Genomic DNA, 22,393 nt, shown 5'->3' with positions numbered 1-22,393 from the left:
AGGGATAATTATGAAACAAAGCAATTTTACAGAAGTTCAGATCGTCAAGATCTTATCAAAACAAAATCAAGGCAAAACAGTCAATGAAATTTGTCGTGAACATGGAATAAGCCAACCCACTTTTTATAAATGGAAGAGTAAATATGGCGGAATGGAAGCCCATCAATTAGCTCAATTAAAGGAACTAGAGAAGCAATTGTCCCGATATAAAAAAATTGTAGCAGAGCTTACTTTAGAAAACGTAGTTTTAAAAGATGTTATCGAAAAAAAGCTATAACGCCTTGTGAAAAACGAGAATTGGTGTTGTATTCAAAAGCAAAACATCAACTAAGTTCTCGCAGGGCTTGTCGTCTATTTAGCTTAAGAACATCCGTTTTTTATTATCAAAAAGTACGTAAAGATGAGGATGATAAAATACGTTTTCAATTGATAGCACTATCTAACGAGCATCAAACTTGGGGCTTTTGGATGATGCATTATCGTTTACGAAATTTAGGCTTTACTTGGAACCATAAACGAGTTTATCGAATTTATACTTCGATGAAACTTAACCTACGTAATAAACGTAAAAAAAGACTTCCTGCAAGTATTAAAGAGCCGCTTTTACGTCCGATTTATCCAAATGTAACGTGGAGTATGGATTTTATGCATGATAGTTTAGAAAACGGAAAAAGCGTGAGAAGTTTGAATATTATAGACGATTTTAATCGAGAAATTTTGAGTATTTGTATCGACACAAGTTTACCTTCAGCTAAAGTAATTTCTGAACTAGAAAAACTAATCGAATGGCGAGGGAAACCTGAGAAAATTAGAGTAGATAATGGTACAGAATTTATTGCTGAAAAACTAAAACTATTTTGTCAAAAAAAAGCCATTGAATTATATTATATTCAACCTGGGAAACCTACGCAAAACTCTTTGATTGAAAGATTTAATAGAACTTTTAGAACAGATTTTTTAAATGCTTATTTATTTGAAAATATCAAAGAAATGAAAAATTATACAGAAATTTGGATGTGGATGTATAACAATGAAAGACCACATAGTTCTTTGCAATATCTTTCTCCTAGAAACTTTTTATTGAAATATGGTAAGGTCAAAAATCCTAATGATTTTCCTACATTTCAAATTAATCAAAATAATAATACAATAATATTAAATAAAAACTCTACTTTTAAGTGTTCTTAACAAGGGGAAGATTACACTGTTACTAAAGAAATTGATGACTACGGAAAAGTTACTATCATTGTCACGCAAGAAATGATTGATGAAGCAAAATCGTATATCAAATCCAAAAATTATCCAAAACCAGTTTCTCCAGTAATGCATTACTTAAACTCATTTAATGTAAATATTTACAAAGACAAATTAAAACTTTCTGGGAAAACAGGTGAAGGTGCTAGTATTGTAACAAATACGAACGGAACGTTTTTAACTGTTGAAACTGCAAAATGGGCAAATGCTGTTGCTTACGAAACTTACAATGAAGAAGACGAATTAATTTCTGTTTCTGTTTTAGGTACAGGAGATGTTACGTTTAAAAATACATTTGTAGATTTCCCAGTCAATGCTAAAAAAGTATATGCTGTTGGTTTCGATGGCGCTAAAATACTAGTTTATCCAACTAATTTATCTACTAACGAAAGTATCAAATCTACGGATTTTAATATTGTTCCAAATCCAATCAAAAATGACTCAAACATTAAGATTACACTTAACAATTCAAAAGGACAATACAATTTAAGTGTAATTGACATCAATGGAAAAGTCATCACAAATTCGATTGGAAATATAGATGAATTGAATAAAACTATCAATTCAAAATTCAAATCATTACCAAAAGGTATCTATATTGTTACATTGAAAAATGAAACTTCAAAATACACGAAAAAGATTATTAAAGAATAGTTTAACACGTATAATTCATAAACAAAAAACTCCCGCAAATGCGGGAGTTTTTACTACTATATAAAAGATAATTATTTCGCTTTATACTTCGCGATTCCATCTTGTAACCATTTTAGGTAAACTTCTACATCAAGTTCAGCTTCTAAAGGTTTAGAAAAACGATTCAAATCTTTATCAACCAAAATATAATAAGGTTGAGCATTTGCATTGAAATGTTCAATCTCGAAAGAAGTCCATTTGTTACCAACTGTTTTCAAATTACGATCTAACGCTTTCGAAAATACTTTTTGATCTTCTGGTAATTCTTTTGCTTCGTCAACATATAACGAAACTAAAACAACATCTTCAGCCAAAATTTTCTTCACACGCTCATCGCTCCAAACACGTTCTTCAACTTTACGGCAATTTGCACACGCATGCCCTGTGAAATCTAACAACATTGGTTTTCCAACTTTCGTTGCGTAAGCTGCTGCTTGATCAAAATCTTTGAATGCAGGAATTCCATGAGGTCCAGCAACCATATTTGGATCATCAAATTTAGCTGTTGCTTGTCCACCTCCTACACCTTCGTGGAAACCTCGTGGCGCTTCAGAATAGGTCATTGGAGGTGTTAAACCACTTAATAGTTTTAATGGTCCACCCCATAAACCTGGAATCATGTAAATCGCAAATGATATCGAAACCAATGCAAATAACATTCTCGGAACACCAATTGTTTGCACAGGTGAGTCTAATTCTAATCTAAATTTACCTAAAAGATATAATCCTAAGAAGATAAAAATTGCAATCCAAAATGCTAAGAAAATTTCTCTTGGTAACCAATTCATTTGCCAAACTAAATCTGCGTTTGATAAGAACTTCAAGGCAAAAGCTAATTCAATAAATCCTAAAGAAACTTTGATTGTATTTAACCATCCACCAGATTTTGGCATTGAATTTAACCAACCAGGGAACATCGCAAACAATGTAAATGGAATCGCTAATGCTAAAGAGAAGCCAAACATTCCTACGATTAATGAATAATAGTTTCCTCCTTGCGTCGCTTGAACTAATAACGAACCAATAATTGGTCCTGTACAAGAGAAAGACACTAATGCTAATGTGAATGCCATAAAGAAGATTCCAATTAATCCGCCTTTATCAGCACCTTTATCAGCTGCATTTACCCATTTACTTGGTAATGTCAATTCGAAAGCTCCAAAAAATGAAATAGCAAATACAATGAAAATTGCAAAGAATGCTAAATTCACCCACGGATTTGTTGACATTTCATTTAGGACTGATGGTCCAAAAATAACTGTCGCCAATAAACCTAATGCAACATAAATAACAATGATTGATAATCCATAAATAAAGGCTTTTCCAACTCCTTCTCCTTTCGATTTACTTTGTTTTGTAAACATACTTACTGTCAAAGGAATCATTGGGAAAATACAAGGCATTAATAGCGCTGCTAATCCTCCTAAAAATCCTAAAGAAAAGATTTTCAATAAACCATTATCTTTCTTTTCGTTATCTGCTAATAAAGAATCATCAACTTTTTTGATTGTATCTTGTGTTGCTACAACAACAGCTGTAGAATCTTCTTGAACAGAATCCTGCGTAATTTCATTTACTGCAACAGTATCTTTTGCTTCTGTAGCATCTGCTGGCTTTGCCTCTTCTTTCGTCTCTTCAACTTTTGCGGAAGGCGTTAATTTTATCGTTCCGCTTGTTTCATCTGGTGGCAAACAACGTTCGGCATCACACATTTGAAATTCTATTGTGTACGATACATTTACAGGTTTATCACCCGAAACTTTCACTTTTTGAACAAATTTTACTTGATTTTCGTAATATTTTTCATCTTGTTCAAAAATTTGGCTGTATTTATCTATACGTTTTCCAACTTCGCGCGTACCTCCAATCAATTTTGCATTTGCAGCTGGTTTAAATGATGCACTTGCTGGAATTCCAATTCCTCCATCAGGATGTTTCATTGAATAAAGGTGCCAACCTCTATCAATTTTTCCTGTTACCTCGATTTCAAACTCATTCTGTCCAACCTCCTTCACCGAACTCGACCATTTTGCAGGACTAAATAACTGTGCGTTGACTAAAATTGGAAACAAAAAAAGTATCCAAAGTTTCTTTAACATACTGTAATGTTTAAAAAGTTTTTACTTGTTTCTGTCGTTTTGAAACGTTCATCCAAACGATGATTTACCACCCAAATAATTTGATCTTTTTGGTCACAAAGCAACCAAACCTTCTCTTTTTCTAACTTAGAAAGTTTCAAATCTTTCATAAACTTACTCAACAATTTTTTTTGACCTTTCATTCCAATTGGATAAAAGAAATCTCCCTCTTTCACTTTTCTAAGTTTAAGCGGAAACAAAATTGATGTAAAGTCTACTATTTCAGTAGCGTTTTCGTGTGGATTTATCGATTTCACGAACTTCAAATTTAACGAATTGATTTCAATTAACTCATCAAAAATCGTTAATTCATCTTCATTTTCTTCTTCTATTTTTTGCAACAACAAATTTTCTCGATTTTTAATTAATCGATAAGTTGCTGATTTTATTTCACTTCCCGTTTCTGCATCCAAAAATTTTAAAATTTCTTTGCTCGACGAAAATCCATATTTTTCGAACAAATAATGTAAAAATGTTTCTAATGGTTGAAGTTTTTTTAATGCTGAAATTTCAATTTCAATCGGATTATCTCCTGAGAATAAATCACTTCTAACTTCTCCAACTTTATTTTGTACAATTTGATAATTATCATTGATATGATTTAAACTTGACAAAAAATTCTCATCAAATTGCGGATGAAGCTCTTTTAGAATTGGTGTAATGTGATGACGAATCTTATTTCTAGTATAATCATCCGTCGCATTCGTATAATCTTCTCGCCAATTTATTTCATTTGATTTTGCATATTCCAACAAATCATTTTTTGTAAAATTTAAAAGTGGACGAAAGATTTTTCCATTATCAATTTGCATTCCAACCAAACCTTTCAAACCTGTTCCACGAGAAAGATTAATCAAAAAAGTTTCAATATTATCATCCAAATGATGAGCTGTCACCAAAACATCCAAACGATTTTGTTGTTGAACTTGCTCAAACCACTCATAACGCAAATTTCGGCAAGCCATTTCTACCGAATAATTTCCTACTTTCTGATAAGCCGCAACATCAAAACGAGTCGAATGAAACGGTATATTATATTTTCCACAATATTCTCTCACAAACAATTCATCGCCATTTGCGTCTTCTTCACGCAACTGAAAATTACAATGTGCCACCTGAAAATTTGCAGCTGTTTGACGGAATAAATCTAACAAAACCATACTATCAATCCCTCCACTAATCGCCAATAAATAACGATGCGTAGAAAAAGAACGTTGTTCTAAAAGTTCTTTAAACTCTTGTTGTATAGATCTATTTTTCATGAAATACAAATGTTCGAAATTAGGAAGAATTCTCGAAAAAGAGTTATACTTTTTTTCTTCATTCTTATAAAATTTTACAATAAAAAAGCCTGAAAAACTCAGGCTAAAGATTTATTTTAAACTTTCTAAAGATTTATTTTCAAGAATTTCTAAAGTCGAATCTCTCAATTCAACCATCACCTTATTCAATGTACAAATGCCTTCGTTAGGGCAATCATCACATTTTTCGTAGTAATTTTTACTTACACAAGGTAAAAGCGCGATTGGTCCTTCTAAAACACGAATCAAAGATGCTAAACTAATATCTTTCGCATCACGTGCCAAATAATATCCACCACCTTTTCCTTGTTTCGAATTGACAAAGCCTAACTTTTTTAAATCCAATAAAATAGCCTCCAAGAATTTTTTCGGAATAACTTCTGTTTCAGAAATTTGTCCGATTAAAACTGGTTTGTTACTTTCTTGTCTGGCCAAATGAGCCATTGCTTTTAGTCCGTATTTTGTCTTTTTTGATAACAATTCTATAAGATTTAACTACAAAAATAACGTTGATTGTTGTATAAAACAAATATAAAATTAAATCGTTGAACCGAGATTTAAAAATATTTCATCAAAAAATCAATTACCTTTTGAGTTGTAGAATTATAGGGATAATTGAGAAATTTTGAAGGTGATAAAAACCAATTGACTTTTAAAATCGGTTTCATATGTGAAAAACTCTTTCTAAATATATTTTTCGCTAATAAACAGTAAGATGACGAATATTTGCTTTATTCTTACATTGCTTATCATAAATCTCATCTATTTTCGTTTTAAAATCTGGCACATGAAAAATTTTGAACGTTAATTTAACACTATTTTAAGTATTTTTAATCCCAAAAAGCAACAAATGAAAAATAATCTTACTTTGATTGACAAATTAAATCACATCAAAAATTTATTTATTATTGGTAAAAGTGATGGTAATTTGAATGAAAAAGAGATTCAAATTATCTCTGATATTGCCAAATTTCATGAGCTTTCTGCCAAAGATATAAGTTATATTTTGAACGAGAACACGAAGTTTGATTTTACGTTGCCAAAAACCTTTACTGATCGACTTTCTTTGTTGTACGACGCTGTTTTGTTAATGGTTGTTGATTTGAATATTCATCAAAATGAAAAAGCAATTTGTATTGATTTAGCTAAAAAATTTGAATTTAATCCTCAAATTATTGATGAATTAATCGAAGATATTTTGAGTTATATTTTAGAAGGAAAAGAATGCGATGAAGTGATGGAATATTTGCTTAAATACTCGCATCCAAAGCAAAATTTGAATTAAATTTTTATTGAAAAAGTTGATAAATCGTTAACAAAGAAATCACACTCGTCACTCCTCCTATTACATAGTTGATATTCTTTAAAATAAACGAATCTTCTTCTGATTTTGAATTAAAAAATTTCAGATACAGACCAAAAATAATCATCGAACCAATAACGACTCCTAAAGCAAAAACTGAGCTATTTGGTTGTCCAAAAACATTAACATTATACGAAATCAACGTTGCGCTTAAAAATACATAAAAAGGTATTGGAAAAACATTTATGGCAGATAACAATAACCCATAGATGAATTTATTTTTCTGTTTTACATTACCTTGTTGTTTTAGCTTTTTATTCTTATTTTTTTGATCTTGTTTCTTTGCAAAAAAGAGAAAATAAATCGTAATAATTACAAAAACAGCTAATCCAACTTCCCTAAAAATTTTAGTAACTTCTTCATTAAAATCAATAAATTTTGCCAGAAAAATTGCCAAATAAACCTGAATTGCAATCGTAATCGCTGTTCCAGACATAAAACTATATGCACTTTTAGTTCCTTCTTGTTTCCCAATTTTTACCACCGTCATATTCAACAATCCAGGAATGGATGATCCAATAAAAGCTGTGAAAACTCCGATTAAAAGTAGTTCTAAATACTGCATTAATTCTTTTTAAAAAGGTTTGCAAATTTAGACAAACTTGTTGGAGAAACCTATTGAAGTAATATGAATCATTTAAAAAAATATTACTTAAACATCCATATTAACGCTGATTTTATTGAAGAATTGAAAATTGTGAAATGATTTTGCGAAGGATCATGTAAATAATTCCAATTTGATTTCAAGTTATCTTTTTCGCGTAATTTTTCTACAAATTGATCTGTAAACTTTGAAATTGAAATAGTTTTAGAACTTGAAATCCAAATCTTTTTATTTTCTAATAGATTAAAATCAAATTTTTTACAATAAGAGTCAAACAATTCGTGGTTATTCCACCAAAGCGAAGGATCAATTGCGATATAAGAATCAAAATAATGCGAAAAATAAAACAATATATCCATTACCAATAATCCGCCTAAAGACTCACCAACAATAGTTTTCGAATTATTTGTATAGTAATTTTTCGAAATATAAGGAAGTAATTCTAATACAATAAATTTCTCAAAATATTCTGCATTTCCATATTCTGGAACCCATTTTTTATCTTTTGCAATGTATGTATTTCTTGTAAAATCTAAATTTCGATTAATATTTTCAATTCCTACAATCATCAATGGTTGAATATGATTTGATATAATTAACTCATCAATTAGTTTTGATATTTGCTTAAATTTTTCATTAATTCCGCCATCTAATAAATACAAAACAGGCAAACTTTCATTTATAAAACGCTCTGGTATCCAAACAAAAATATTTCTTTCTTGGTTTAAAAAATCAGAATACAACTTTTTCTTTTTGTAATTTAATTCGCTTGACATTTATACTTTTTTGAGGCTTTATTAAAGTTAATCGAAAAAAATCAATAAAAAAACCACTCCAAAATTTGGAGTGGTTTTTCATATATTTTAAAAATTAAATTAAAATTACAAAGCTTGTAACTGCTCTTCAATTTGAGCAATTTTAGATAATGCATCAGCCTCTTTTTTACGTTCTGCATTAATCACTTGTTCTGGCGCACCAGCAACAAATTTTTCGTTTGATAATTTTTTACGAACCGAGTTTAAGAAACCTTGGTTGTAATCCAACTCTTTTTGTAATTTCTCACGCTCAGCTTCAATATCGATATTATCAGACATCGGAACCATAAATTCTAACGTACCAACACGGAAAGCAAAACCTTTTTCTGGTTTATCACCTGTATTGAAATTAGAAACATTTCCTAATTTAGAGAACACATCTACATAAATTTCATTCGCAGCTTGAGCATCAGCAAAAACTTCTAATGCTTCTTTTGGTGACATTCCTTTTTCTGAACGTAATCCACGAATAGCAGTTGTTGCTTCTTTTGTATTTTCAAAATTCTTGATAATCTCTTCATTGAAAGATGTTACTTCAGGATATTTAGAAATAATTAAGGCTTCGTTTTCTGTTCTTTCAGCAATTAAATGCCAAATTTCTTCTGTTAAGAAAGGCATAAATGGATGTAAAACTTTCAATACATTTTCTAAATAAGAAATTGTTGCTGCATAAGTTTTTGCATCAATTGGCTCACCAAAAGTAGGTTTAATTGCTTCTAAGTACCAAGAACAGAAATCATCCCAAATCAATTTATAAATTGCCATCAATGAATCAGATAAACGATATTGATCGTAATTATGTTCGATATCTGCTAATGCTTGTTGGAATTTATTTTCGAACCATTCAACCGCTTTTGTTTGAGCAGAAGTTTGTTCTAAATCTTCTTTCACTTCCCAACCTTTTATTAGACGGAAAGCATTCCAAATTTTATTCGCAAAATTACGTCCTTGTAGACACAAATCAACATCGAAAGGTAAATCGTTCCCAGCAGGCGCTGTTAGCAACATTCCCATACGCGTAGCATCTGCACCATATTCGTTCATCAATTCGATTGGATCTGGTGAATTCCCTAACGATTTTGACATTTTACGCCCTTGTTTATCACGAACAATTCCTGTGAAATATACATTTTCGAAAGGTAATTCGTTACGATACTCATATCCAGCCACAATCATACGCGCAACCCAAAAGAAAATAATATCTGGACCAGTTACTAAATCTTGTGTTGGATAATAATAATTGATTTCTTCATTTTCTGGCTCATTGATTCCGTTGAAAACAGAAATTGGCCATAACCAAGAAGAAAACCAAGTATCTAACGCATCTTCGTCTTGACGTAAATCTTCGATTGTTAATGTAACATTTCCTGTTTTTTCCTGTGCTAATGGTAAAGCTTCTTCTTTTGTTAGAGCAACAACGAAATCTTCGTTTCCATCACCATAGAAAAATGCAGGAATTTGGTGTCCCCACCATAATTGACGAGAAATGTTCCAATCTGTTACATTTTCCATCCAATTACGATATGTATTTTTAAATTTCGCAGGATGAAATTTAATCGTATCATTCATTACATTTTCTAAAGCTGGTTTAGCTAAATCTGTCATTTTCAAGAACCATTGATTTGAAATTTTAGGCTCAATCACCGCTCCTGTTCTTTCAGATGTACCAACTTTATTATTATAATTTTCTACTTTTTCAAGTAAACCTTTTTCTTCTAATTCTTTCTCGATTTCTTTACGCGCTTTGAAACGATCTAATCTAGCATAATTTAATCCTAAATCATTTAATTTCGCATCATCCGTAAAAATATCAATAAAATCTAAATTATGTTTTTTACCTAATTCGTAATCGTTCACATCGTGTGCAGGCGTAACTTTAAGACATCCTGTACCAAATTCGATGTCAACATATTCGTCTTCGATAATATTTACTTTACGACCAACGATTGGAACAATAACTTGTTTTCCTTTCAACCATTCATATCGCTCGTCATTTGGATTGATACAAACTGCAGAGTCACCAAAAATTGTTTCAGGACGAGTTGTCGCCACAACAATATATTGATCAGTTCCGTCAACTTGATATTTTAAATGATATAATTTTCCATTTTTATCAACATGAATAACTTCTTCGTCAGAAATATTTGTCTTTGCTTCCGGATCCCAATTTACCATACGGTATCCACGGTAAATTAATCCTTTGTTATATAAATCAACAAAAACACGTTGAACAGATTCAGATAAATCTGGATCCATCGTAAATTTCGTACGATCCCAATCGCAAGAAGCTCCTAACTTTTTTAATTGGTCTAAAATAATTCCACCATGTTTATGCGTCCAATCCCAAGCGTGATTTAAAAATTCTTCACGACCGATATCAAATTTAGAAACACCTTCCTCTTTTAACTTCGCAACAACTTTCGCTTCAGTAGCAATTGAAGCATGGTCTGTACCTGGTACCCAACAAGCGTTAAATCCACGCATACGCGCACGACGAATTAAAACGTCCTGAATCGTATTATTTAACATATGTCCCATGTGCAAGACACCTGTTACATTTGGTGGTGGAATGACGATTGTGTAAGCTTTTCTTTCATCTGGAGTAGATTTAAAATACTTCTTCTCCATCCAGTATTCATACCATTTTCCTTCAACTTCCGTTGGCGTATATTTAGATGCGATTTCCATTATTTATATATGACTTAAAATAAATTTGGGCAAATTTACACAATCTGCCCAACATTTCTAAGATATTATATAATTTGTTTATTTATTCAATAAATCAATAAGTTTAATTAAATCTTGTTCTTTTTTTATGCTAAGTTTATTTGTACTTACAATTTGATTTACGTCTTTATCTGTAAAATCTTTAAATTTTTTAGTTGAATTTGGAACATTATACATTTTATCACTATAACCAATCAATAATTTCTCTTGTTTAAAATAATTTCTCTTATTAGAAGCATTTAAACCACCAGCACCAAGACCATCTACTCCATCATTAGATAATTTTCTATAAAGTACAATTTTTCGATCTAAAGGTGAAAATACTTGTAAATATCTTGATGTTAATGTACCCCCATCAATATAACTTACATACTTAAGAATTTTACCATCATCGAATCTAATAGTCTGGTTTGATAATTTATTCATTTTATATAAATATCCATCTCTTAAAAACTCTAAATCGTCTAGTAATGCATTATATCTAAAATTCTCCTTTTCTTTGAAACCATCTATACTTGCAGGAAGAAAATTAACATTAAAATATTCATCTTTATTAGTAACTCCTTCTGTATATTTCTGTTGTTTTACTTCTGCAACAATAGTTTGTAGATTATATTCATTAACAGTAGCTGTAGAAGACATTTGTGCATTAGTAAAATTGTAAACTAGAAGCATTATTGTAACAATTATTCTTTTCATATTAATATATATTAAACCCGTTGTGCATTTTGATTAATAAAGAATAAAGTTGTTCATTTGATTGAAAATCAGTAAATTGTTTTAATTACAAAACATTTACAATGAACAACTTACTTGCAAATTACGAAAGAATATTGGAAGTTCTTCGAAAAATATCAACAGATACACTTTTAATTTATCAACGTAGAAGACCTAAACTTTTTGATTTAGAACTCATCAGTCTTGTCTTAACAGCTGAATTTATGGGTATTGATAGTGAAAATCATTTATTTCGAAATCTTCCTAATGCGTTAAGTTGTAAAATTGAGCGTAGTATTTACAATCGTAGAAAACGTAGATTATCAGAGCAAATTAATAGTATTCGCCTCAAATTAGCGAAAGAATTTAATGAATTTGAAAATTGTTTCATAGTTGATAGTATGCCGTTGGAAGTGTGTAAAATAGCAAGAATTAATCGCTCGAAAATTTGCAAAGAACATCAGTATAGTGCACCAAATAGAGGTTTTTGTGCTTCTCAGCAAATGTCTTTTTATGGCTATAAACTTCATGCTATTTGTTCTTTAAATGGTGTTTTCCAGAGTATTGATATCAGTCCCGCATCTGTTCATGACATTCATTTTTTGAAAGATGTTAAAACTCAAATGTATGATTGTTTGCTACTTGGGGACAAAGGTTATTTGTCGCAAACAATTCAAATTGACTTATTTAATGAAGCTAATATTCGATTAGAAACACCGAAAAGATCCAATCAAAAAGAGTATAAACCTCAGTTTTGTCCATTCAAAAAGTATCGAAAAAGAATTGAAACGTTATTTTCTCAACTATGTGATCAGTTTATGATTAGACGAAATTATGCAAAGACTTTCGAAGGGTTTAAAACCAGAATTTTAGCTAAAATTACTGCTCTTACTGTGGTTCAGTACATTAATAAAACATACTTTAATCGAAATATTAATAATCTAAAAACCCAAATTATTTAAAATGCACAACGGGTATATATTAATTATTTTAGTACTAAAATACAAAAAAAGGTAGACTTTTTGTATTATTTATTTTAACTTTGGTTACAAATTAATTATCGTCATGAAAAAATTAATGTTTTTAGGTGCTTTTGCTTTAGGCGTTACAAGTTTATTTGCTCAAACACTTAGTTTAGAAAAAGAAGAAATTCAATTTGGAAATATAAAGTTGAATACCGAAGTAACAGCTAAGATGAAAGTAACCAACTCAGGTGATAAACCTTTAATTCTTAAAAGCGTTGTTGGTTCTTGTGGATGTACAGTTCCTGAATATCCTACAACACCTATCGAACCAGGAAAATCTGCGGATATTACCGTTAAATATTCAAGTGGTTCTGTGACTGGAGATTTCAATAAATCTGTAACAATCACATCTAACGATCCAGTTTCTTCTCGAAAAATTTTCAGAATAAAAGGAAAAGCGGAATAATTGTAAAGCAAGTTAAATAACTTGCTTTTTTCTTTTTATAAATTAAAAACCATTATCTACCTAATAATCTTGAAGTCACATGATTACTAAATGTTTCAATTTCATTTGATTTTAGAAATTTAACCTTCATTGTTCCATCAAAATCTTCAACAGAAATGATTTCAATTTCATCATTCAAATGAATATTTTTTGAATTCAAATACTTCAAAAATTCATCAGAAGAACCAATAACAGCGCATATTTCTACTTTATCACCTTCTTTAAATTCGGCCAATTTTTTGTAATTGATAATTTCTATTTTTCCATTTTTATCTGGAATTGGAGAACCATGCGGATCTAATTTAGGAAAATTCAATAATTCGTCCATTTTATCGAAAAAAATTGGACTTTGAATATGTTCTATTTGCTCAGCAATTTCATGAACTTGTTCCCAACCAAATCCCATTTTATCTACCAAAAACATCTCTGTTAATCGGTGTTTTCTTACAATCAAAGAAGCTTTCAGAATTCCTTTATCAGATAACCGAAGTGGTTTATACGATTCATAAATCACCAATTCTTTTTCAGCTAATTTTTTCATCATACTGTTTACAGTAGGCATTTTTATTTCCAAATGCTTACTCAAATCCTTCACATTCACTTCTCCTTTCCCATTTTCAGAAAGATGAAATAATGCTTTTAGGTAATTTTCTTCGACCAATGAATTCATGGAAACAAATATAGTTGAAAATTAAGTAAAATTTAAAAATTCATTTTTAATAATATTTTTGTTAGATTTGTCTAACTTTTTAATTTGATTATAAATTTTACTTAACATGAAAACAACATTTTATTTATTCATCACCTTAACCTCCATTCTATCAAATGCTCAGGAACAAAAAGATTCTATTTATATGGAAGATTCTTCAGAAAATTTAGATGAGATTGTAATTACAGGAACAATGAAAGCTGTAAGAAAATCTGATAGTCCAGTTCCAATTGAAATCTATACACCAAAGTTTTTTCAAAAAAATCCAACACCTTCATTATTTGACGCTGTACAATTAATAAATGGTGTTCAACCACAACTAAACTGTAATGTTTGTAACACAGGTGATATTCATATTAACGGAATGGAAGGTCCATATACCATGATTTTAATTGACGGAATGCCAATTGTTTCTTCTTTATCTACTGTTTATGGTTTGAGCGGAATTCCGAACTCTTTGGTAGAACGAATAGAAGTTGTAAAAGGACCAGCATCTTCCCTTTATGGAACAGAAGCCATGGGTGGTATAATTAATGTAATTACGAAATCTCCTAAATCTGCTCCAAAATTATCTTTGGATGCTTTTACAACTTCTTGGTTGGAAACCAATCTTGATGGTGGATACAAATACAATTTAGGAGAAAAGGTAAATAGTTTATTTGGTTTTAATTACTTTAAATATGGTAATAAGAAAGATAAAAATAACGACGGTTTTACGGATGTAACGTTACAAGATCGCATCACGTTATTCAATAAATTTGATTTTGAACGTCAAAAAAATAGAACAGCATCAGTTGCTTTACGTTATTTATACGAAGATAGATGGGGAGGTCAAATGAATTGGAAAAGAAAACTACACAGAGGAAGTGACGAAGTTTATGCCGAAAGTATTATGACAAATCGTTTTGAAGCGATAGGAATGTATCAATTACCTATAAAAGAAAAAATAATGACTCAATTTTCTTATAATTTTCATCAACAGAATTCATTTTATGGTCCAGAATCTTATCAAGGAAAACAACAAGTTATTTTTGCTCAAGCTTATTGGGATAAGATAATTGGACAACATAGCTTACTTTTAGGATCTTCATTTAAATATACTTATTATGATGATAACACAAGAGGTACTGGAGAATATGATGAGGATAATAATCTAATCAAGAATAACCCAATGAATACACAGATTCCTGGTATTTTTGTACAAGACGAATGGACATTAAATTCTGAAAACAAATTATTACTTGGTTATCGATTTGATTATGATAAAACACATAAAGGAATACATTCTCCAAGAATTGCATACAAATTTTCACCTTCATCTCATCATACTTTAAGAGCAAGTTTTGGTACGGGATTTCGTGTTGTGAATGTCTTCACAGAAGATCATCGTGCATTAACTGGAGCTAGACAAGTAGTTTTTGAAAATGAATTAAAACCTGAAAAATCATATAATGGAAATATTAATTATGTATTCAAACTACCAACTTCTTTCACCGCTTTAAACTTTGATTTTACAACATTCTATTCTTATTTCACAAACAAAATTATTGCTGATACAGATACTGACGAAACAAAGATTATCTATGACAATTTAGATGGACACGCAATATCTCAAGGAGTTTCTTTAAACATAGATGCAACATTTGACTTTCCTCTAAAAATAATGCTTGGCGCAACCTATATGGATGTATACAAAAAAGAAGATGGAGAAAAAGAAGTTCAATATCATGCACCAAAATGGTCTGGAAATTTCTTAGCAAGTTATACATTCAAAAAAGGTTTTACTGTTGATTTAACCGCCAATTATAATGACAAAATGAAATTACCTCAAGTAGAAAATGATTATCGACCAGAATATTCAAAACCAACTGTTATTGCAAATATTCAATTAAGTAAATCATTTAAGAATAATATTGAAATCTATGGTGGAATCAAAAATATTTTTAATGTTTTACCAAAAGGCGATGTTATTGCTCGTTGGTGGGACCCATTCGGAGAACCTGGAAATGGCGTTACTCCTCCTAAAGGAAGAAACGATGTTATTTTTGAACCAAATGATTACAGCTATACACCTATGCAGGGAACAAGAGGTTTTATAGGTGTTCGATACAATTTACGTTAATGAAAATCTGGTACTTCATATTCATTTTATCATCATTGAATCTCCAAGCACAGATTTCATTAGAAAAATTTAATTCAATTTCTAATGAAAATCCTAAACCAATTCTACTTTATTTTTCGACAAATTGGTGTAGTTACTGTATGATTCAAAAGAAACAATTAAAAAAGGATAAAGAATTACTTCAAATTCTAAATAATGACATTTATTTTATTGAATTTGAAGCAGAAACAAATGAATCTATTATCTTTTTAAACAAAAAATATGAACCTAAATCGAATAAAAAAACTCACCTATTTTTAGAAGAATTCATTGATAAAAATGAACAAATTAGTTATCCATATTGGGTTTTAATCTCAAAAGATTATAAAATTGAAATGACTTATACTGGATTAATTAAAAATAAACCCCTAAAACTTTTATTGGAAAAGTATTTACAAAAACCTTAATTTTTAGATTTACAAAAAAGCCTCAATTAATATTGAGGCTTTTTAATCACAAAAATTTACTCAAACGCAATTATCGAAAGTTTTGGATTTTCAATAGTCTCTTTTTGTTTGAGCTTTTCTATATCAATCACACCAACAATATGATTGTAATTTTTACTCTGATAACGTTCTTCTATTTCATCAAAAATATTTGAAACATCATCTGCTTGATTCTCAAAACCGATATAAATTCGCTTCTTTCCTGTTTGATTAAAAACTCCTTCTTCTTTGTTTTCATATTTTCGAATCGAATATTGATAATCATATTTCAACGCAGAAATATCACTCAAAACAGCCGAAGAAGTTGGGAAACGCCCTGCTCCTTTTCCATATAAAAATTGCTCATCTGAAAGCGAACTTCCAATCAAAACTCCATTATATTCGTTATTCACAAGCGCAATTGTTTTATTTAATTCAACAAAAGTTGGCAAAACTGTTGATGTAATTTCACCCGTTTGATGATTAATTTTAGAATTAGCAATCAACTTTATTGTATAATTTTTTTCTTTTGCGTATTTAAAATCTTCAACTTTCAATGAAGTAATTCCTTTTCGAATAACTTGATCAACATCAATCTTTTTACCGAAAGCATGCAACGTAATAATTGCTAATTTACTCGACGCATCAAAACCTTCTACATCAGCCGTTGGATCAGCTTCTGCAAAACCACTTTCTTGCGCTGCTTTTAAGGCATCTTGATACGACTCATTTTCATTCGCCATTTTCGTCAAAATGTAATTTGTTGTCCCATTTACAATTCCAGATACATAATTCAATAAATCGTTATCAAAATATTCTTCTAGATTTCTAATAATCGGAACTGACCCGCAAACAGAGGCTTCATAAAGAAAAGAAACATTGTTTTGTGCTTGCAAATCCAATAATTCTTTGTGATGATCTGCAATCAATTTTTTATTTGCACTTACCACATGTTTACCTTTATTGAACGCTTTTATAATGATATCATGTGCCGCATCAGCATCCGAAATTAACTCAACAACAACATTTATTTCATCGTCATTTAAAATATCATCCGCATTAGTCGAAAATAATTCAGACGGAGCATTTCTAGATTTAGAATTATCTTTAATTACAATTTTTTTAATTGCAGCATTCAATTGTGGTTTTTCTTCCAATACCTTGTAAATTCCTTCTCCTACAACTCCAAATCCGAACAATCCGATATTTATTTTTTTCATTTATTTGTTTTGTTTTTAATTATTTACCAAAGAAAAGTGAAGAAAAAAAATGGTTCAATCGCATAAAAACAATTGAACCATTTTGAATAAAGAATATTATTGAAGATTGGTTTACAGTAGTTTTTATTCATCTTTCCTATAAGGATGGATTTAGCACCTTGATTCATTAATCAGGTTGCTAAAGTTTCTTTGGGCCATTTCCCTCCACTTTTCTTGATAAAATGTAAATTTTAATGAACTATTTCTGAGGACAAATTTAGGCGAAAGAATTCTATATATCCAAATTAATTTCATTTCTTTAATTTAATATTTTCCGTAATTATAGATAAAAATACACAAATAATGAATTTTATTCTATAAATATTTATAGACAAAAATAATTTTCTAAAAAATACAATTAAAAGAAAAAACAAATCTTAATAATTTTTAATAAAACCCTATTTTTATTAAAAATATTCTAAAAACTACAATTTTCAATAACTAATTAAAATATTATTTCTTTAAAATAGTAATTTTAAAGAAATATTTTCTAAAATAAATTTCAAAAATGACCTATTAGAGATTTTGAACTATTTCAAACAAAAATTATTTCTATGAACCAAGTTTCGAACTCGTTTTTTTCAATCTTGATTTTTTTATTCTCAATACTTTAAATAATTTTGCACATAGCTTTATAAAGAAAGATGGAGGGAATAGGCCCGTTGAAATCTTAGCAACCCAAAGTATAGTTGGGTGCTAAATCCTACTCAAATAGAGAAAGATAAGGACTTACCTCACACTTCTTCCCATAAGGCTTTTAAAATATTTAGAATGAAATTAGACGATATACTAAAAGAGCGTATTGTTATTTTAGATGGTGCAATGGGAACGATGATCCAAAAGCACAATTTACAAGAAGAAGATTATCGTGGAGAACGATTCAAGGATTTTCATACTTCTTTAAAAGGAAATAACGATTTATTGGTTTTAACCCAACCTCAAATCATAAAAGATATTCACCGAGAATATTTGGCTGCTGGTGCAGATTTAATCGAAACAAATACGTTCAATGCCAATATTATTTCGATGGTTGATTATGACATGGTTGATTTGGTTGATGAATTAAATTACGAAGCCGTTCGTTTAGCGAAAGAAGCGTGTGAAGAGTTTTCTACGCCAGATAAACCTCGTTTTGTTGTTGGTTCTTTAGGCCCTACAAACAAGACAGCCTCTATTTCGCCACAAGTAAATGACCCAAGTTATCGCGATGTAGATTTTGATATATTGGCAAATGTTTATTATCGTCAAGCAAAAACAATGTTAGAAGCTGGTGCCGATATTTTACTTGTTGAAACTATTTTTGATACTTTAAATGCAAAAGCAGCATTTTATGGAATTCAAGATGCAATAGAAAAAACAGGAATCAACGTTCCTTTAATGGCTTCTGGTACAATAACAGATAAATCTGGACGTACACTTTCTGGACAAACAACAGAAGCTTTCTTGATTTCATTAGAACATATTGATTTAATTTCAGTTGGGTTAAATTGTGCTTTAGGTGCAAAAGATTTGATTCAATATTTAGAAGTTTTAGCCGAAAAAGCACCATTTTATGTCAGCGCATACCCAAATGCTGGTTTACCAAACGCTTTCGGTGGATACGATGAAACTCCTGAAATGATGCGAGATTTTATCAAACCCTTCTTGCATAAAAAATTGGTAAATATTTTAGGTGGATGTTGTGGAACTACACCAGATCACATCAAATTGATGGCTGATTTAGCAAAAGAATACGAACCTCGAAAAATTAATGTAGAATGTCAGGCGTAAAAATTCAACTTTCTGGATTAGAACCTTTAATTGTTCGTGAAAATTCAAACTTTGTCAACGTTGGTGAACGTACAAATGTTACTGGTTCTAAAAAATTCTTGCGATTAATCAAAGAAGAAAAATTTGAAGAAGCACTTCAAGTTGCACGTGATCAAGTAGATGGTGGCGCGCAAATTATCGACATCAATATGGATGAAGGTATGCTTGATGGTGTAGCTTCTATGGTGAAATATTTACGTTTGATTGCTTCTGAGCCTGATATTTCGAAAGTTCCAATTATGATTGATTCTTCGAAATGGGAAATTATTGAAGCTGGTCTAAAAAATGTTCAAGGTAAAGCGATTGTCAACTCAATTTCTTTAAAAGAGGGAGAAGAATTATTTATCGAACATGCGAAGAAAATTAAACGTTACGGTGCTGCAACAGTGGTTATGGCGTTTGATGAGAAAGGTCAAGCGGATAATTATGAACGTCGAATCGAAATTGTAAAACGTTCGTATGATATTTTGGTAAATCAAGTAAATTTCAATCCAAGAGATATCATTTTTGATGTGAATATTTTCCCAGTTGCAACAGGAATGGAAGAACATCGCCGTAATGCCATCGATTTTTTTGATGCAACAAAATGGATCAAAGAAAATCTTCCGCATGCGTTAGTTTCGGGTGGAGTTTCGAATGTTTCATTTTCCTTCCGTGGAAACAATGCGGTTCGTGAAGCGATGCACACGGCGTTTTTATATCACGCCATTAAACACGGAATGGACATGGGAATCGTCAATCCAGAAATGATTGAGATTTACGATGATATTCCAAAAGATTTATTAGAACACGTTGAAGATGTTTTATTGGATCGACGTGACGATGCAACAGAGCGTTTGATTGATTTTGCCGAACATCTAAAAGGTGTTACAAAAGAGAAAAAGAAAGATGATGCTTGGCGCGAATTACCTTTAGAAAAGCGTATTGAAATTTCTTTAGTAAAAGGAATTACAGAATTTATTGACGAAGATACTGCAGAAGCTTTGAAAAAAATTGGTTCGCCATTACGTGTTATTGAAGGTCCTTTGATGGACGGAATGAACGTTGTTGGAGATCTTTTCGGAAGCGGAAAAATGTTCTTGCCTCAAGTAGTTAAATCGGCTCGCGTAATGAAAAAATCTGTTGCTTATTTAACGCCATTTTTAGAGGAAGAAAAACTTAGAAATAAAACAGACAAAGAGCCTTCTAAAATCTTAATGGCAACTGTAAAAGGTGATGTTCACGATATCGGAAAAAATATTGTTTCAGTCGTTTTAAGCTGTAATGGTTTCGAGATTATCGATTTAGGCGTAATGGTTTCTTCTGAAACAATTTTAGACGAAGCGCAAAAAAATAATGTCGATGTGATTGGTCTTTCTGGATTAATTACACCTTCGTTAGATGAAATGGTGCATGTTGCTAGAGAAATGAAACGTCTTAATCTTGATATTCCATTGATGATTGGTGGCGCTACGACTTCTAAAGCGCATACAGCTGTTAAAATTGCACCAGAATACGATAAAGCAATTCATGTTTTAGATGCTTCTCGTTCGGTTACGATTTGTCAAAAATTGATTGGAAATCAACAGGCAGAATTACTTACAGAAACAACTATTGATTATACAAAAATTAGAGAAGGTTTCTTGAATCGTGCTGTATCAAAGGAATATCTATCGATTGAAGATGCTCGAAAAAATAAATTAAAAGTTGATTTTGAAGAAAATAAACCTTTTAAACCAAATAAATTAGGTGTTTTTACGCATCAAACAACAGTTTCTGAATTAAGAGATTTTATAGATTGGACTCCATTTTTCAAAACGTGGGATTTACACGGAAAGTTTCCAGCGATTTTAGATGATGAAATTGTTGGAACAAATGCCAAAGAATTATATGTTGATGCATTGTCGATGTTAAATAAAATCGAAACTGAAAATTTAGCAAAACCAAAAGCTGTTTTTGGGCTTTTCAAAGCGAATACGGTAAACGATGACACGATTGAATTGTTTGATGAAAATGATAACAAAATCGAAGAATTTTACACACTTCGTCAACAAGCAAAAAAATCGAAAGAACAACCAAATATTTCGATTGCTGATTTTATTGCGCCAAAAGATTCAGCTATTCAAGATTATATCGGTGCATTTGCTGTCACAGCTGGTCAAGAAATTGAAGAAGTTGCTAAAGCTTACGAAACAAATTTAGATGATTACAATTCGATTATGGTGAAAGCAATTGCCGATCGTCTAGCTGAAGCTTATGCAGAATATTTGCACAAATATGTTCGTACAGAAATTTGGGGTTATGCGAAAGATGAAACTTTATCAAATGATGAATTAATTTCAGAAAAATATAAAGGAATTCGCCCCGCTCCTGGTTATCCTGCATGTCCTGACCATTTAGAAAAAGAAACAATTTTCAAAATCTTGGATGTAGAGAAAAATGCAGGGATTGAGTTAACAAGTTCTTTGGCCATGTATCCTGTTTCGTCTGTTTCTGGTTATTATTTTGGTAATCCAGAAGCAAAATATTTTGGAGTTGGAAAAATAAAAATGGATCAGGTTGAAGATTTTGCAAAACGTAAAAATATAGAACTTGATAAAGCTGAACGTTGGTTGAGTCCTAATTTGGCGTAAAAGCATTAAGCAAAAATAAATTTTGTCTTTCTAAATACAGCATTTCGAAATAAAGAATCTCATATTCCTCCCAAGCTCGAAATGACAGAAACACAAAGGCATTCTGAACTCGTTTCAGAATTACACAAGTTTGGATGAAATGTAGAAATAAATTCAGCATGATAACAAACGTAGAACAAAATTAAAAAATGCGTTAGGGATTGCAGTGAAAATCCTTTTTTGTTGATTGGACGAAGTCGAAATTAACAAAAAAGATTGTAACGAAAAGCCCGCCCGAAGGAAACGCCCATATAAAAGAAAATATATAATCGAAATTCGAGATTCGAACTTCGCTAA

At 30.7% G+C, this 22,393-nt stretch carries 19 protein-coding genes and 2 riboswitches; of the genes, 10 read left to right on the top strand and 9 right to left on the bottom strand.

Features of this window, described 5'->3' with window-relative positions:
• Positions 1–10: 10 nt before the first annotated feature.
• From ACTS9J_RS08335 to ACTS9J_RS08325, 3 genes are all read left to right on the top strand, one after another.
• Complete coding sequence (locus ACTS9J_RS08335; RefSeq protein WP_219033924.1) at positions 11–277, top strand: transposase; 267 nt, start codon at positions 11–13, stop codon at positions 275–277.
• A gap of 23 nt (positions 278–300) precedes the next feature.
• Positions 301–1,188, top strand: a complete 888-nt coding sequence (locus ACTS9J_RS08330) for an IS3 family transposase (RefSeq protein ID WP_448353039.1) — start codon at positions 301–303, stop codon at positions 1,186–1,188.
• Positions 1,189–1,260: 72 nt separating this feature from the next.
• Positions 1,261–1,908, top strand: a complete 648-nt coding sequence (locus ACTS9J_RS08325; protein WP_448353123.1) for a T9SS type A sorting domain-containing protein — start codon at positions 1,261–1,263, stop codon at positions 1,906–1,908.
• A 71-nt stretch (positions 1,909–1,979) separates the two neighbouring features.
• Here the strand turns inward: ACTS9J_RS08325 and ACTS9J_RS08320 are convergent, their stop codons facing one another.
• The 3 genes from ACTS9J_RS08320 to ACTS9J_RS08310 form a co-directional block, all read right to left on the bottom strand.
• Positions 1,980–4,046 (bottom strand): protein-disulfide reductase DsbD family protein, encoded by a 2,067-nt coding sequence (locus tag ACTS9J_RS08320; RefSeq protein WP_291049271.1) that lies wholly within the window; start codon positions 4,044–4,046, stop codon positions 1,980–1,982.
• Positions 4,040–5,347, bottom strand: coding sequence for a tRNA lysidine(34) synthetase TilS (gene tilS / locus ACTS9J_RS08315; RefSeq protein ID WP_219035235.1), 1,308 nt, complete (start codon positions 5,345–5,347; stop codon positions 4,040–4,042). The genes ACTS9J_RS08320 and tilS overlap by 7 nt, the downstream gene beginning before the upstream one ends.
• A 111-nt stretch (positions 5,348–5,458) precedes the next feature.
• A complete protein-coding gene (locus ACTS9J_RS08310; protein WP_219035236.1) occupies positions 5,459–5,866 on the bottom strand; it encodes an RrF2 family transcriptional regulator in 408 nt (135 codons plus the stop codon).
• Positions 5,867–6,236: 370 nt separating this feature from the next.
• Between ACTS9J_RS08310 and ACTS9J_RS08305 the strand changes: the two genes are divergently transcribed.
• Entirely contained in the window at positions 6,237–6,671 is a 435-nt protein-coding gene (locus ACTS9J_RS08305; protein ID WP_286496178.1) for a hypothetical protein, read from the top strand.
• Positions 6,672–6,675: 4 nt separating this feature from the next.
• Here ACTS9J_RS08305 and ACTS9J_RS08300 read toward each other — a convergent pair whose 3' ends face one another.
• The 4 genes from ACTS9J_RS08300 to ACTS9J_RS08285 all read right to left on the bottom strand — a co-directional run bounded on the left by ACTS9J_RS08300 (position 6,676) and on the right by ACTS9J_RS08285 (position 11,570).
• Positions 6,676–7,314, bottom strand: a complete 639-nt coding sequence (locus ACTS9J_RS08300) for a LysE family transporter (protein ID WP_286496177.1) — start codon at positions 7,312–7,314, stop codon at positions 6,676–6,678.
• Between the two features lie 83 nt (positions 7,315–7,397).
• Positions 7,398–8,129 (bottom strand): alpha/beta hydrolase, encoded by a 732-nt coding sequence (locus tag ACTS9J_RS08295; protein ID WP_286496176.1) that lies wholly within the window; start codon positions 8,127–8,129, stop codon positions 7,398–7,400.
• Positions 8,130–8,234: 105 nt separating this feature from the next.
• Positions 8,235–10,856, bottom strand: a complete 2,622-nt coding sequence (locus ACTS9J_RS08290; protein ID WP_448353122.1) for a valine--tRNA ligase — start codon at positions 10,854–10,856, stop codon at positions 8,235–8,237.
• 78 nt (positions 10,857–10,934) lie between these two features.
• Complete coding sequence (locus tag ACTS9J_RS08285) at positions 10,935–11,570, bottom strand: hypothetical protein (protein WP_448353121.1); 636 nt, start codon at positions 11,568–11,570, stop codon at positions 10,935–10,937.
• 125 nt (positions 11,571–11,695) lie between these two features.
• Between ACTS9J_RS08285 and ACTS9J_RS08280 the strand changes: the two genes are divergently transcribed.
• Together ACTS9J_RS08280 and ACTS9J_RS08275 are read left to right on the top strand one after the other, a co-directional pair.
• The gene (locus ACTS9J_RS08280) at positions 11,696–12,574 is read left to right on the top strand and encodes an IS982 family transposase (RefSeq protein ID WP_219034401.1); all 879 of its coding nucleotides are present in this window, start codon (positions 11,696–11,698) and stop codon (positions 12,572–12,574) included.
• Positions 12,575–12,677: 103 nt separating this feature from the next.
• Positions 12,678–13,043, top strand: a complete 366-nt coding sequence (locus ACTS9J_RS08275) for a DUF1573 domain-containing protein (protein ID WP_038334454.1) — start codon at positions 12,678–12,680, stop codon at positions 13,041–13,043.
• A 52-nt stretch (positions 13,044–13,095) separates the two neighbouring features.
• On the opposite strand, the gene ACTS9J_RS08270 is transcribed toward ACTS9J_RS08275, so the two are convergent.
• Positions 13,096–13,752 (bottom strand): metal-dependent transcriptional regulator, encoded by a 657-nt coding sequence (locus ACTS9J_RS08270; RefSeq protein WP_115000633.1) that lies wholly within the window; start codon positions 13,750–13,752, stop codon positions 13,096–13,098.
• 106 nt (positions 13,753–13,858) lie between these two features.
• On the opposite strand from ACTS9J_RS08270, the gene ACTS9J_RS08265 reads away from it, so the two are divergent.
• Entirely contained in the window at positions 13,859–15,913 is a 2,055-nt protein-coding gene (locus tag ACTS9J_RS08265) for a TonB-dependent receptor plug domain-containing protein (RefSeq protein WP_219035242.1), read from the top strand.
• Positions 15,913–16,359: a thioredoxin fold domain-containing protein gene (locus tag ACTS9J_RS08260; RefSeq protein ID WP_125350313.1), complete on the top strand. Its 447-nt coding sequence runs from the start codon at positions 15,913–15,915 to the stop codon at positions 16,357–16,359. The genes ACTS9J_RS08265 and ACTS9J_RS08260 overlap by 1 nt, the downstream gene beginning before the upstream one ends.
• A gap of 56 nt (positions 16,360–16,415) precedes the next feature.
• Here ACTS9J_RS08260 and ACTS9J_RS08255 read toward each other — a convergent pair whose 3' ends face one another.
• On the bottom strand, positions 16,416–17,597 hold the full coding sequence (locus ACTS9J_RS08255; RefSeq protein WP_221856801.1) for a homoserine dehydrogenase: 1,182 nt from the start codon (positions 17,595–17,597) through the stop codon (positions 16,416–16,418).
• Positions 17,598–17,721: 124 nt separating this feature from the next.
• Positions 17,722–17,820, bottom strand: a riboswitch (SAM riboswitch).
• A 445-nt stretch (positions 17,821–18,265) separates the two neighbouring features.
• Positions 18,266–18,364: riboswitch (SAM riboswitch) on the top strand.
• Between the two features lie 43 nt (positions 18,365–18,407).
• Between ACTS9J_RS08255 and ACTS9J_RS08250 the strand changes: the two genes are divergently transcribed.
• Together ACTS9J_RS08250 and metH are read left to right on the top strand one after the other, a co-directional pair.
• Entirely contained in the window at positions 18,408–19,406 is a 999-nt protein-coding gene (locus ACTS9J_RS08250) for a homocysteine S-methyltransferase family protein (RefSeq protein ID WP_416410207.1), read from the top strand.
• Positions 19,394–22,057, top strand: coding sequence for a methionine synthase (metH, locus tag ACTS9J_RS08245; RefSeq protein ID WP_416410205.1), 2,664 nt, complete (start codon positions 19,394–19,396; stop codon positions 22,055–22,057). Before ACTS9J_RS08250 ends, metH begins: the two co-directional genes overlap by 13 nt.
• The last annotated feature ends 336 nt before the right edge of the window (positions 22,058–22,393 follow it).

It is taken from the genome of Empedobacter sp. ULE_I140 (genome assembly GCF_053482575.1).
This window is presented reverse-complemented; position numbering and strand designations above follow the sequence as displayed.